At 54.1% G+C, this 13,983-nt stretch carries 11 protein-coding genes; 6 read left to right on the forward strand and 5 right to left on the reverse strand.

The genetic code is table 11. The annotated features are described in order from the left end of the window. The 6 genes from DXU84_RS00700 to DXU84_RS00725 all read left to right on the forward strand — a co-directional run bounded on the left by DXU84_RS00700 (position 1) and on the right by DXU84_RS00725 (position 6,492). Positions 1-330, forward strand: coding sequence for a YbaB/EbfC family nucleoid-associated protein (locus DXU84_RS00700; protein ID WP_013576599.1), 330 nt, complete (start codon positions 1-3; stop codon positions 328-330). Beyond that, on the forward strand, positions 330-935 hold the full coding sequence (gene recR / locus DXU84_RS00705) for a recombination mediator RecR (protein WP_112197396.1): 606 nt from the start codon (positions 330-332) through the stop codon (positions 933-935). The genes DXU84_RS00700 and recR overlap by 1 nt, the downstream gene beginning before the upstream one ends. A gap of 167 nt (positions 936-1,102) precedes the next feature. Beyond that, a complete protein-coding gene (htpG, locus tag DXU84_RS00710; RefSeq protein WP_165497402.1) occupies positions 1,103-2,968 on the forward strand; it encodes a molecular chaperone HtpG in 1,866 nt (621 codons plus the stop codon). Between the two features lie 287 nt (positions 2,969-3,255). After that, the gene (gene adk, locus DXU84_RS00715) at positions 3,256-3,900 is read left to right on the forward strand and encodes an adenylate kinase (RefSeq protein ID WP_013576596.1); all 645 of its coding nucleotides are present in this window, start codon (positions 3,256-3,258) and stop codon (positions 3,898-3,900) included. A 271-nt stretch (positions 3,901-4,171) separates the two neighbouring features. Beyond that, positions 4,172-5,134, forward strand: a complete 963-nt coding sequence (gene hemH, locus DXU84_RS00720) for a ferrochelatase (protein ID WP_013576595.1) — start codon at positions 4,172-4,174, stop codon at positions 5,132-5,134. A gap of 38 nt (positions 5,135-5,172) precedes the next feature. Then, the gene (locus tag DXU84_RS00725; protein ID WP_037036883.1) at positions 5,173-6,492 is read left to right on the forward strand and encodes an inosine/guanosine kinase; all 1,320 of its coding nucleotides are present in this window, start codon (positions 5,173-5,175) and stop codon (positions 6,490-6,492) included. A 130-nt stretch (positions 6,493-6,622) separates the two neighbouring features. Here DXU84_RS00725 and ybaL read toward each other — a convergent pair whose 3' ends face one another. The 5 genes from ybaL to copA all read right to left on the reverse strand — a co-directional run bounded on the left by ybaL (position 6,623) and on the right by copA (position 13,964). Next, positions 6,623-8,314, reverse strand: coding sequence for a YbaL family putative K(+) efflux transporter (gene ybaL / locus DXU84_RS00730; RefSeq protein ID WP_013576593.1), 1,692 nt, complete (start codon positions 8,312-8,314; stop codon positions 6,623-6,625). Positions 8,315-8,551: 237 nt separating this feature from the next. Next, positions 8,552-9,763, reverse strand: a complete 1,212-nt coding sequence (locus DXU84_RS00735) for an MFS transporter (RefSeq protein ID WP_013576592.1) — start codon at positions 9,761-9,763, stop codon at positions 8,552-8,554. A gap of 45 nt (positions 9,764-9,808) precedes the next feature. Next, positions 9,809-10,288 carry a Cys-tRNA(Pro)/Cys-tRNA(Cys) deacylase YbaK gene (gene ybaK, locus DXU84_RS00740; protein WP_013576591.1) on the reverse strand — a complete coding sequence of 160 codons (480 nt, stop codon included), beginning with the start codon at positions 10,286-10,288 and terminating at the stop codon, positions 9,809-9,811. A gap of 276 nt (positions 10,289-10,564) precedes the next feature. After that, complete coding sequence (locus tag DXU84_RS00745) at positions 10,565-11,371, reverse strand: TraB/GumN family protein (RefSeq protein WP_013576590.1); 807 nt, start codon at positions 11,369-11,371, stop codon at positions 10,565-10,567. Positions 11,372-11,420: 49 nt separating this feature from the next. Continuing rightward, positions 11,421-13,964: a copper-exporting P-type ATPase CopA gene (gene copA / locus DXU84_RS00750; RefSeq protein WP_013576589.1), complete on the reverse strand. Its 2,544-nt coding sequence runs from the start codon at positions 13,962-13,964 to the stop codon at positions 11,421-11,423. Between the last annotated feature and the right edge of the window lie 19 nt (positions 13,965-13,983).

A 13,983-nucleotide genomic window follows, 5' to 3' on the forward strand; every position in this document is an offset into this window, starting at 1 on the left:
ATGTTTGGAAAAGGCGGCATTGGTAACCTGATGAAACAGGCCCAGCAAATGCAGGAAAAAATGCAACAGGCTCAGGCGGAAATCGCTCAGCTGGAAGTGACCGGTGAGTCAGGCGCTGGCCTGGTGAAAATCACCATCAACGGTGCGCACAACGTGCGTCGCGTTGAAATCGATCCAAGCCTGCTGGAAGACGATAAAGACATGCTGGAAGATCTGATCGCTGCGGCGTTCAACGATGCTGCACGTCGTATCGATGAAACTCAGAAAGAAAAAATGGCAGCCGTATCTGGCGGCATGCAATTGCCACCAGGCTTCAAGATGCCATTCTGATGCAAACCAGCCCTCTCCTTGAATCTTTAATGGAGGCGTTGCGTTGCCTGCCGGGCGTCGGCCCGAAGTCCGCGCAACGTATGGCATTCCAGTTGCTGCAACGTGATCGCAGCGGCGGAATGCGGCTGGCGCAGTCTTTAACGCGTGCCATGTCTGAGATCGGCCATTGTGCCGATTGCCGTACCTTCACCGAGCAGGAAGTCTGTACGATTTGCGCCAATCCACGGCGTAAAGAAAACGGTCAGGTTTGTGTGGTGGAAAGCCCGGCGGACATTCATGCGATAGAACAAACCGGTCAGTTCTCTGGTCGCTATTTTGTGCTGATGGGGCACCTGTCACCACTCGATGGCATCGGGCCGGACGACATCGGTTTAGGCCGTCTGGAAGAGCGTCTTGAAAGTGAAAATATTCAGGAAGTGATCCTGGCGACTAACCCGACGGTTGAAGGTGAAGCGACCGCCAACTACATCGCTGAAATGTGCGGCCAGTATGGCGTACTGGCGAGCCGCATTGCGCACGGTGTGCCAGTCGGAGGCGAACTGGATATGGTCGACGGCACCACGCTGTCGCATTCCCTTGCCGGACGTCATCCCTTTCGGTTCTGACTGTTATGCGGGCGCGGTTCTCTGCGCCCCGTTTTATTCAGCTATCCCTCTGCATTTCTTCTTAAAATTTTCTCCCTGTGCTTGAAAAGCCTGACACGTAACCCCACTTATTCCTCAACGTCTGATTTGGTCAATAACAGTATCTGGATTGAGGTAATTTGATGAGTATGAAAGGACAAGAGACACGCGGATTCCAGTCTGAAGTAAAACAACTGCTTCATCTGATGATCCATTCCCTGTATTCAAACAAAGAAATTTTCCTGCGCGAGCTGATTTCCAACGCCTCAGATGCCGCTGATAAACTGCGTTTCCGCGCACTGTCTGCGCCTGAACTTTATGAAGGTGATGGCGAGCTGCATGTCCGTCTGGCATTTGATAAAGAAAAACGCACCCTGACGCTGAGTGATAACGGTATCGGCATGAGCCGTGACGAAGTTATCGATAACCTCGGTACCATCGCCAAATCCGGCACCAAAGCGTTCCTGCAATCTGTCGGTTCTGAGCAGGCGAAAGACAGCCAGTTGATTGGTCAGTTTGGTGTGGGCTTCTACTCTGCCTTTATCGTGGCAGACAAAGTCACCGTGCGCACCCGCGCAGCCGGTGCCAGCGCTGACGAAGGCGTATTCTGGGAATCTGCCGGTGAAGGTGAGTACACCCTGGCGGATATCGAGAAAGCCGATCGCGGGACTGAAATTACCCTGCATTTGCGCGAAGATCAGGACGAATTCCTGGATGACTGGCGCGTGCGCTCCATCATCAGTAAATATTCCGACCACATTGCGTTGCCGGTTGAAGTCGAAACCCGTAACGAAGAAGACGACACCGTAACCTGGGAACAAATCAACAAGGCACAGGCCCTGTGGACCCGCGGTAAAGCGGAAGTCACCGACGACGAATATAAAGAATTCTACAAACACATTTCCCATGATTTCAGCGATCCGCTGAGCTGGAGCCACAACCGCGTTGAAGGTAAGCAGGAATACACCAGCCTGCTGTACATCCCTTCACAGGCACCGTGGGATATGTGGAACCGCGACCATAAACACGGCCTGAAACTGTATGTTCAGCGCGTGTTTATCATGGACGAAGCCGAGCAGTTCATGCCGAACTACCTGCGTTTTGTTCGTGGTCTGATAGATTCCAACGATCTGCCGCTGAACGTGTCCCGTGAAATTCTGCAGGACAGCCGCATCACCCAGAACCTGCGCAGTGCGCTGACCAAACGTGTTCTGCAAATGCTGGAAAAACTGGCGAAAGACGACAACGAAAAATACCTGCAATTCTGGAAACAGTTTGGTCTGGTATTGAAAGAAGGTCCGGCAGAAGACGGTGCGAACAAAGAAGCGATCGCCAAACTGCTGCGTTTCGCCAGCACCCGCAACGACAGCAGCGAGCAGACGTTGTCGCTGGAAGAGTATGTAGCGTCGATGGTTGAAGGCCAGGACAAAATTTATTACATCACTGCCGACAGCTATGCGGCCGCGAAGAGCAGCCCGCATCTGGAATTGTTCCGCAAAAAAGGCATTGAAGTCCTGTTGCTGTCTGATCGCATCGACGAATGGATGATGAGCTATCTGACTGATTTTGATGGCAAAGTCTTCCAGTCCGTCAGCAAGGCCGACGACACACTGGACAAACTGGCTGACGAAAGCGAAGAGCAGAAAGAAGCCGAAAAAGCGCTGGAGCCGTTCGTTGAGCGCGTGAAAACGCTGCTGGGCGATCGTGTGAAAGAAGTGCGTCTGACGCACCGTCTGACCGATACGCCAGCCATCGTTACCACCGGTGCCGACGAAATGACCACGCAGATGGCAAAACTGTTTGCCGCTGCCGGTCAGGATGCGCCGGAAGTGAAATACATCTTTGAGCTGAACCCGGAACACGCGCTGGTGAAACGTGCTTCTGATGTGGCTGATGAAGATCAGTTCAGCGAGTGGATTGAGCTGCTGCTGGATCAGGCGCTGTTCGCAGAACGCGGCACGCTGGAAGATCCAAACCTGTTCATCCGTCGCATGAATACGCTGTTACAGGCGTAATCAGCTGGCGTAAAACGAAAAGGGTGTCGTGAAAGCGACACCCTTTTTTATTGCTTTGCTTCTTCCCGTTTCCATTCCCTGAAAGCCTGTGAGTAAAGTTCAGCAATCATGCCGGTAGCGTGATGTTCTCGCTGGTCGTGGTCCCGCAAACTGGCGGGTGGAACGACGGATGGCGCAGGCTTAACCCCAATTTCAGCAGGGCTTGTTCCTTGAGCAAAAGTGCTCAGAATGGTATGGTTGACCGTTTTTCGAGATTCATAAAAATTACATGCAAGGGGATTTACGCAATGCGTATCATTCTGCTGGGCGCTCCGGGCGCAGGTAAGGGTACTCAGGCTCAATTCATCATGGAGAAATTTGGTATTCCGCAAATTTCTACCGGTGATATGTTGCGCGCCGCTGTGAAGGCCGGAAGTGAACTCGGCAAGAAAGCAAAAGAGATTATGGATGCCGGTAAACTGGTAACCGACGAACTGGTTATCGCACTGGTGAAAGAACGTATTCAGCAGGAAGATTGCCGCAACGGTTTCCTGTTAGACGGTTTCCCTCGTACCATTCCGCAGGCTGATGCCATGAAAGACGCGGGCATCAAAGTGGATTACGTGCTGGAATTCGACGTGCCTGACGAACTGATCGTCGATCGCATCGTAGGTCGTCGCGTACACCCTGGCTCTGGCCGCGTGTACCACATCCATTACAATCCACCTAAAGTGGAAGGTAAAGACGATGTCACCGGCGAAGAACTGATCACCCGTAAAGATGATCAGGAAGAAACCGTGCGTAAACGTCTGGTGGAATACCATGAGCTGACTGAGCCGCTGGTGTCCTACTACAGCAAAGAAGCTGAAGCGGGCAATACCAGGTACGTCAAAATTGACGGTACACAACAGGTCTCTGCAGTGCGTGACGAACTGGCTGCTATTCTGAGCTGATCGTCTGTTCTGCGCACTATCACGGGGTGACTACGGTCGCCCCGTTTGTTTTTTTAGGGACTCCATTTCCAATACCCAAAATAATTCGAGCGGCGGCAAGCGAGCGTGACGGGGATTAATAATAACAATTCGCATTGATAGTTTCTGCCGTTGTTCCCATCGTCTTTGTTTTCGTTACAATGACCTGCGCCTCTTTGCCGCAGCACAAATAAACGGTGGCGCCCATAACTTTTCGCACTGGCTTCAGTGCCTTCAATTTAGGAAATTCAGCATGACGCAGACCAAATTCGGTGTTCTCCTGGTCAACCTCGGGACGCCGGAAGCTCCGACCCCGCAGGCCGTTAGAAAATATCTGGCTGAATTTTTGAGTGATATCCGTGTGGTTGATACCCCCCGCTGGCTGTGGTGGCCGATCCTGAATTTGGTGATCCTGCCGCTGCGTTCCCCGCGCGTGTCCAAACTGTATAAAGCCGTGTGGATGGAAGAGGGCTCACCGCTGATGGTTTACAGCCGTCGTCAGCAGAAAGCGCTGGCAGAACGCCTGCCGGGTACGCCGGTTGAACTGGCGATGAGTTACGGCAAGCCGGGCATGAAAGAACCGATTGAAAAACTGCTGGCGCAGGGCGTGACCAAAATGGTGGTGCTGCCGCTGTATCCGCAATACTCTTGCTCAACCAGCGCCGCGGTATTTGACGGCGTGGCGCGTGTGCTGAAATCGCAGCGTCGCCTGCCTTCAATGAGCTTTATCCGTGATTACGCCACGCATCCGGCTTATATTTCCGCGCTGAAAGCCAGCATCGAACGTTCGTTCGCTCAGCATGGCGAACCGGACCGTCTGGTGTTGTCCTTCCACGGCATTCCAAAGCGTTTTGTCGCGCAGGGTGATGACTACGAACAGCGTTGCCGCGATACAGTGCAGGCGCTGACCGATGCGCTGCAACTACCTGCGGGCAAAATTATGCTGACCTTCCAGTCTCGCTTTGGTCGCGAACCATGGCTGACGCCTTACACCGATGAAACGCTGAAAGGCCTTCCGGATCAGGGAGTTAAGCATATTCAGATCCTCTGCCCGGGCTTTGCGGCAGACTGTCTGGAGACACTGGAGGAAATCAAAGGCGAGAACCGCGAGATTTTTATTCATGCAGGCGGCGAGCGCTTCGAATATATTGACGCCTTAAACGACCAGCCGGAACATATTGATTTGCTGCAACAGCTGGTCACTCAGCACTTCTGACTGAAGCCTGAGTTTTTTGAATCTCCCGAGAATAATGCATGAAATTTCCTGGTAAACGTAAGTCCAAACACTATTTTCCGGTCAGCGCACGCGATCCTTTATTGCGTGATTCTATGTTGCAGGCAATGCAGCCGGAGTCAGAAGCCGGTGCCTCGTACATCGCCGGCATTGACCAGACGATGGTCGATATCGAAGCGCGTGTTGATGAGAATTTTGTTGCCCGCTACGGGCTGACGCCCGGTGAATCCAATATTCTGGATGATGAGATGTCGGAAACGCTGTATCAGGAACTGATGAGCAACGCCCTGATCACGCACCAGTTTGCGGGCGGTACTGTCGGTAACACACTGCACAACTATTCCGTGCTGGCCGATGACCGTTCTGTGCTGCTCGGCGTGATGTGTAATAACGTTAAAATTGGCGATTATGCTTACCGTTATCTTTGCAACACCTCCAGTCGCGTAGATCTTAACTTCCTGCAGGGCGTGGATGGCGCGATAGGTCGTTGCTTTACGCTGATCAGCGATACCGGCGAGCGCACCTTTGCCATCAGTCCGGGCAAAATGAACGGTCTGCGTGCGGAAAATGTGCCGGAAGATGTGATAGCAGGAGCCTCCGCGCTGTTACTGACCTCGTATTTGCTGCGCAGCAAGCCGGGCGAACCGATGCCGGAAGCCACCATGCAGGCGATTGAGTACGCGAAGAAGTACCATGTGCCGGTGGTCTTAACATTGGGCACACAATACGTTATCGCCGAAGATCCGCAGGCATGGCGTGATTTCATCCGTGATAACGTGTCGATTCTGGCGATGAACGAAGATGAAGGTTTTGCGCTGACTGGCCTGAAAGATCCGCTGATGGCGGCGGATAAGGCGCTGGACTGGGTCGATCTGGTGTTGTGTACCGCCGGGCCGAACGGCCTGTTTATGGCGAGTTATACCGAAGACGAATTCAAACGCACCACCCAGCATCCGCTGCTGCCGGGGACGATTGCCGAATTCAATCAGTACGAATTCAGCCGCGCGATGCGTCGTGACTGTTGTCAGCAACCGTTGAAGATTTATTCCCACATCGCGCCGTATATGGGCGGGCCGGAGAAAATCATGAACACCAACGGAGCAGGTGACGGTGCATTATCGGCGCTGCTGCATGATATCGCCGCCAACGGTTTCCACCGGACTTCTGTGCCGAATTCCAGCAAACATTCCCGCGAGTATCTGACCTATTCCTCGCTGGCGCAGGTGTGTAAATACGCCAACCGCGTCAGCTATCAGGTGCTGAACCAGCATTCTCCGCGTCTGACGCGTGGCCTGCCGGAACGTGAAGACAGCCTGGAAGAGAGTTACTGGGAGCGCTAGGGAGTCAGGCGGCTGTCAACATTTTGATGAAAATCAGAAGGGCGTTGAGATAGAAGCCATTTTTTATAAAGCCACTTAAGCGGGCGCAGTGATGAACTGCGCCCTTATTTTTTTAATCACTAACAGATGATCAGATCGGGCAAAACGGCCGCTTTTCGTCTTCGGTCATAATATCGATTTGCAGCATACTCAGCATGCTGTTGGCGATTTCCCGCTCGCCCATCACCACGCGATCCGCACCGCGCTCCAGGATATAGGTGACTTCATCGTCATAATGCGCACGGGCGATAATTTCGATATTTGGCCGCTTGACGCGGGCTGATGCGACGATTTCACCGGCTTCATAACCGTTGGGAATGGTCACCAGCAGCCAGCGGGCGCAGTCGAGACGCGCCAGATCCATCACTTCCTGATTGGCGGCATTGCCCAGCACCGTACTAATGCCCTGGTCACGCAGCGCCTCGACACGCGGACGCGAATTTTCAATCACCACCAGCGGGATCCCCGCAGCCTGAAGTTTCTCGCCGAGCAGGCTGCCGACGCGTCCGTAACCCACCAGCAGTGCGTGATTGCACAAATCGAACGGGATTTGCTTCTCGTCTTCAACCGCTTCTTCAACGCTCTGGTCTTCGATGGTTTCCGTTTTTGCCAGATATTTTTCCAGCAGCGTGAACAGCAGCGGGTTAAACATAATCGACAGAATTGCCCCCGCCAGCACCAGATTACGGCCATGTTCAGACAGCAGTCCCAGCGAAATCCCCAGACCGGCGAGAATAAAGGCGAATTCGCCGATCTGCGCCAGACTGACGGAAATCGTCAGCGCGGTGCGTTTGGAATGCCCGAACATCTTCACCAGCAGGAACGCGGCAATGGATTTACCGAACACGATAATCGCCAGCGTGGCGATCACGGTCAGCGGTTCACGCACCAGAATCATCGGGTCGAATAACATGCCAACCGAGACGAAGAACAGCACCGCGAAGGCATCGCGCAGCGGTAACGTGTCGTGCGCCGCACGCTGGCTGAGTTCGGATTCATTGAGCACCATACCGGCGAAGAACGCGCCCAGCGCGAACGACACATCAAAGAATTCCACGGCGCCGTAAGCGATGCCCAGCGCCAGTGCCAGAACTGACAGCGTAAACAGTTCACGTGAACCGGTGCTGGCGGTTTTGGCGAGGATCCACGGCACTACACGGCGGCCCACCACCATCATCAGCACCATAAACGCGATCACTTTACCAATCGTCACGGCAAGCCCGGTGAGCAGTTCTACCGGGCTGGAGTGATGGCTTTCCAGCATGCCGCTGAACGCAGGCAGCAGAACCAGCGTCAGCACCATCACCAGGTCTTCAACAATCAGCCAGCCGATGGCGATTTGGCCGCGCTGGCTTTCAATCAGTTGCCGTTCTTCCAGCGCCCGCAGCAACACCACGGTACTGGCGGTGGACAGACACAGCCCGAACACCAGTCCGGTGGCCAGATCCCAGCCCATCAGGCTTGATAATCCCATTCCAAGCAGTGTTGCAACCGCGATTTGCGCTACAGCGCCGGGAATGGCTATCGACTTTACGGCGAGTAAATCTTTCAGAGAAAAATGCAAACCTACGCCAAACATCAGCAGGATGACGCCGATTTCTGCCAGCTCCGGTGCCAGTGAAGTGTCTGCAACGAAGCCCGGTGTAAACGGACCGGCCAGCACGCCAGCAGCGAGATAGCCAACCAGAGGAGAAATTCGCAGGCGGTTGGCGAGCATTCCTAACAGGAACGCTAAGACCAGACCGCCAACGATGGTAGTGATGAGAGGCGTAGAATGATGCATTCAGACTCCTTCTGGTTATGCATAAAGCAAATATGTTGCTGATTGTTTCTAAGTTTATGGTAAAAATCGTTTTCACGTTGGGGAATTTTGGCCTTTTTTATTTAAAATCATCAGCAGACGATAAAAAAAATTCCAACGCGGGATTTAAATGGGTTTTATCAGGCAGATATCAAGGGAATAAGGGTTCAGACGCTGCCGATATTTAACTATCGGCAGCCGGGAAGGAAAGGTTAAGGGCTATTTGCGTTCTATATTTGGCAGGAATGCTGTCAGGATCCCGAGCAACGGCAGGAAGGCACAAATCTGATACACCAGTTCGATACTGGTTTTATCGGCCACATAGCCGAGCACCGCAGCCCCCAGCCCGCCCATGCCAAAGGCCAGACCGAAGAACAGGCCGGAAACCATGCCGACTTTGCCCGGCATCAGCTCCTGCGCGAACACCAGAATGGCTGAGAATGCCGAGGCGAGGATCACGCCGATAATCACGCTAAGCACGCTGGTCCACATCAGACTGGCGTGCGGCAAAAGTAGCGTAAATGGCGCGACGCCGAGAATTGAAGCCCAAATGACGTATTTGCGCCCAATCTTATCACCCACCGGCCCGCCGATAATGGTGCCCGCAGCCACTGCAAACAGAAAAACAAACAGATGGATTTGTGCGCTTTGCACCGATACACCAAATTTATGGATCAGGTAAAAGGTGTAATAGCTGCTCAGGCTGGTCAGGTAGAAGTACTTGGAAAATATCAGGATCAGCAAAATACCCAGTGACATCGCCACTGTTTTACGTGGCAACAGGGTCACATGACTTTTCACCGGCCCGTGCGTTTTGGCGATCAGGTTTTGCTGGCGATACCATTTACTGATTTGCAGTAACACCACAATGCCGAGCAGCGCCGCCAGTGAGAACCACGCTACATTGCCTTTACCGTAAGGCGCAATAATCAGTGCAGCCAGCAGCGGGCCGAGGGAAGCGCCGAAATTACCGCCCACCTGGAACAGCGATTGCGCCAGCCCGTGACGACCGCCGGAAGCCATGCGTGCCACGCGCGAAGACTCAGGGTGGAAAACCGAAGAACCCGTCCCGACCAGCGCCGCCGCCAGCAGCACGACAGGGAAACTCTGCGCCACAGCCAGCAGCAGCAGCCCGGAGAGCGTAAAGCCCATGCCGACCGGCAAAGAATAGGGTTGCGGATGTTTGTCGGTGTAATAGCCGATCAGCGGCTGCAACAGTGATGCGGTGATCTGATACGTCAGCGTGATCAGCCCGATCTGTGTGAAGCTCAGGGAAAACTCGTTTTGCAGCAACGGATAAATCGCCAGTATCAGCGACTGGATCATGTCATTAAGCAGGTGAGAAACGCTGATCGCCGCCAGAATAGAAAACGCAGTCTTTTTGACTGCGTCTTTCTGCGGGCTGGCTGGCGTTGACGTCGTGTCTGTCATAGCAGAGGAGGCCTTCTTATTGTAGAGGTGCAGAGTACCGGCCTGTCAGCTGATTTTCGCGATCTCAGCAAACTGACCTTTCAGTAAGCGACAAAGATCGCCTGCCGCCAGTTCAATATCAAGGCCGCGTTTACCGCCTGAAACATAAATGGTATTGAACGTCTGCGCCGGGCTGTCGATCACCGTGGGCAGCAGCTTTTTCTGTCCGAGCGGACTGATGCCACCGACCAGATAACCGGTAACGCGTTGTGCAATCATAGGATCCGCCATATCGGCTTTTTTCGCCCCCAGCGCTTTCGCGACTTTTTTTAAGTCCAGCTGGGATGCCACCGGCGTGACCGCCACGGCCAGATTTTTAGCATCACCATTCAACGAAACCAGCAGGGTTTTATAAACCTGACGGGCGTCCAGACCGAGTTTTTTTACGGCTTCATCGCCAAAATTGGTTTCATCGCTGCTGTGTTCATACGGATGAAGGGTGAAGCTGACTTTATTCTTTTCCAGGAGTAATACGGCAGGGGTCATAGCCTGTCTCCTCTGTTTTATTTTATGTTGTTGTTCGAAATTTCATCACCTGTTCAATCTGATGAAATTAAACAATAAAGTGCACTTAATAAGCGAAGGAGAAATAGTAGAGCAATGAATGGTTATTGCCAAGACCCAACACAGATTGCTACCCTGTGCCAGCCGGTGTTGCGCCTGTAAAGGCTGACACTGAAGCTATAACTAATAAAATGAAATTCCTCTTTGACTGGCCGATAGAAATATCGGCCATTTTTTTAATCTCCGTCATCCTTCAGGCTATCTCTTCTTTGCGAGTAATTCCGGCAGATTCCCTTCGCCATACAAATGCAGCGCACCTACTGCGACCACATAGTTTCCCGCCGGGAGATCCAGCAACAGTTGTTTCCAGCGAATGTTTCGCTGATTCATCAGGATATCGTACAAATCGCTGCTGAAAGTGTTAGGCAGTTGCTCTGTCGCCAGCCCCGGTTTGGTATCCAGCCACCAGCTGATCATGGTTTGCAGCAAGCGGGCATTGGTGTGCCAGTGCGTCAGGGTATCTTCCAGCAGCGTGAGTCCGCCATCTGGCAACTGCTGCAATAATTCGAACTGTTCCTGCGGACCTTCCAGCTCGATGATTTTCGTCCCCTGCTTTTTGGCGGTCTGCAACAGCTGATAATCAATGCCGTAATTTCCGCGCAACCCGAGGCGCTGCGCCTGCGTGGCCTGCAACATCAGTGCCACCTGCCACGAGGGCAGCGGATTGAGCGTCCACATGGATACGCCCAGTTCTTCGCATAAACGTTCGACGTGCAGATACTGGGATTCGGGCAGACGTTCGGCCAGTGGCGGAAATTCGCCGGTCATGCTGAAGGGAGATTCCGTGCCGCTGATATCGGCTTCGACAATCAGTGCATCGGCTTTTTGCAGGCGGCGCAACAGGGGGGCGGGCAGGGGGTGCATGTCCTGCGTGCCCATATGAATGCTGCCGACCAGATGCAGGGAGCGGTTGCCGGGAAGCTGAATATCAATGGCGGGATAAGAATACTCGACGGGAAACAACTTGCGGAACCCGCTTAATACCCGGTTGAAAAAATGCGCCATAGTGCATGGTCTCCCGAAAAATGAGAGACCATGCTAACGCGTCATCGTTTTAGCGAACAGGGGAAACGTCTTGTTTTTTCGGCTTAAAGTGCAACAGGCGATTTGCGTTAGCGACGACGGTAATGGATGACAGTGCCATCGCTGCACCTGCCACGACCGGGCTGAGCAAGGTACCGGTCAGCGGATAAAGCACACCAGCCGCAACGGGAATGCCAATCACGTTATAGATAAAAGCGCCCAGCAGGTTCTGCTTCATGTTACGCAGCGTCGCCTGAGACATCGCCAGCGCATCGGCGACACCGTGCAGACTCGGACGCATCAGGGTAATGGCCGCTGTTTCGATCGCCACATCGCTGCCTCCGCCCATCGCAATCCCGACATCGGCCTGCGCCAGTGCCGGGGCATCATTAATGCCGTCGCCGATCATGGCGACCTGCTGGCCTTTGTCCTGCAACGCTTTAATGGCATCGGCTTTGCCTTCGGGACGCACACCGGCAATCACTTTATCGATTCCTGCTTGTGCGGCAATTGCCTGAGCGGTACGCGGATTGTCGCCGGTCAGCATCACCAGCTGATACCCAAGCTGATGCAGACGTTGTAAGGCGCTGACGCTGTCTTCACGTAATGGGTCACGCAGTGCGAACAGCGCCGCCAGTTGTCCGTTTGCCGCCAGCAATACCGGCGTCGCGCCTTCGCCTGCCATGCTTTCCAGCAGAGTGTTGGCATCCACGGTATCCACGCCATTTTCCTGCATCAGCGCCTGATTACCCAGTAATAACGCCGTACCGTCAACATCGCCGCGTAAACCCAGACCGCCAAGGGTACGGAAATTCAGCACGTCAGGAATGTCCAGCCCGCCAGCTTTTTCAACAATCGCCTGCGCCAGCGGGTGGTGCGAGCCTTTTTCCAGCGCGGCGGCAAAGCGCAGCGCCTGCTGTTCACGGATACCGCCAAAGGTGTATGTATCCGTCACTTTCGGCTGGCCTTCCGTCAGCGTCCCGGTTTTATCAAATACCAGCGTGGTGAGGGTACTGGCTTTTTGCAGCGCATCGGCATCACGCACCAGTACGCCGAATTCCGCCGCACGGCCGACGCCCGCGGTAACCGACATCGGCGTCGCTAATCCCAGCGCACAAGGACAGGCGATAATCAGCACGGTAGTGACGATCACCAGCGTATACATCAGTTGTGGCTGCGGACCAAAGAAGTACCAGATTGCGCCACTGAACAAAGCAATCAGCACTACGGCGGGCACGAAGACAGAAGATATTTTATCTGCCAGCTTACCGATTTCAGGCTTGCTGCTCTGGGCTTCGCGCACCAGTTTGATGATCCGCGAAAGGGTCGTCTGGCTGCCGATAGCGTCAGCGCGGAACAGCACGCTGCCGTCTTTGACCAGCGTCCCCGCATGCACTTTTTCACCCTGGGATTTCTGCTGTGGGATGGGTTCGCCGGTCAGCATAGCTTCATCCATCCAGGCTTCGCCGCTTTGAATTTCACCGTCAACCGGCACACGATCACCGGTGGTGAGCCGCAGCGTCATGCCTTGCTGTATTTCAGCCAGCGGCAGGGTTTTTTCGCCTTCTGCGGTGACAACGCGTGCGGTCGGTGGGGTCAGGTCCAGCAAGCGTTCGAGTGCTTTTGATGAACGCTGACGTCCGCGTTGTTCCAGCGCGTGACCCAGATTAATCAGGCCAATAATCATCACGCTGGCTTCATAGTAAAGATGGCGCGCCTGCATCGGGAACGCGTCCGGCCACAGGCTGACAGCGAAGGAGAAAATCCACGCTGCGCCGGTACCGAGTGACACCAGCGTGTCCATATTCGCGCTGCCGTGCATCAGGTTTTTCCATGCACTGCGGTAAAAATGCCCGCCAGCGACAATCATAATCAGCAATGTCAGCAGGCCGATAATCAGCCAGCCGGTCTGATTACCGGCGGTGACCATCATTTCGCCGCCGAGCAATCCCCATAACATCATCGGGATACCGGCAGCCAGGCCGAGCGCTGCCTGCCAGCTAAAGCGGATCATGCTTTTGCGTGAGGTTTGTTGCTGGCGCTCACGGCGTTCGGTTTCGTCGATAATAATTTCAGCGCCATAACCGGCACGTTCAACGGCGGCAATCAGTGCGTTTTGATCAGCTTTGCCGCTGACCAGCGCACTGCGTTCCGCCAGATTGACCCGTGCCTGCTCGACACCATTCACGCCTTCCAGCGCCCGTTGCACTTTACTGACACAACTGGCGCAGCTCATGCCGCTGAGCAATAATTGCACGCTGTCATCAGCGGCTTGCGGGGCGTGAGTCTCAGCCGGAACAGGTGACGCAGCCGCTGACAGGGGTTCCGGCAAAACACTCGCCTTATCGGTCAGCGGCTCAGATTTTGGGGATGTATCTCCTGCAACCTGCGCGTCGTAACCGGCGTTCACTACGGCGTCGATCAGGCTCTGGCTGCTGGCATCGCCTTTGACGATGGCTTTATCCAGAGAGACTTCTACAGAGGTGGTGCCTTCAACCGCTTCCAGCGCTTTCCGCGTTGAAGCGACACAGTGCCCGCAGGACAAGCCTTGCAGGGATAATACGGTAGTCGTCATGATGAATTTCCTTTTTGCC

It is taken from the genome of Rahnella sp. RcJ3 (assembly GCF_009498575.1).
Classification (GTDB): Bacteria; Pseudomonadota; Gammaproteobacteria; order Enterobacterales; family Enterobacteriaceae; genus Rahnella; species Rahnella aceris.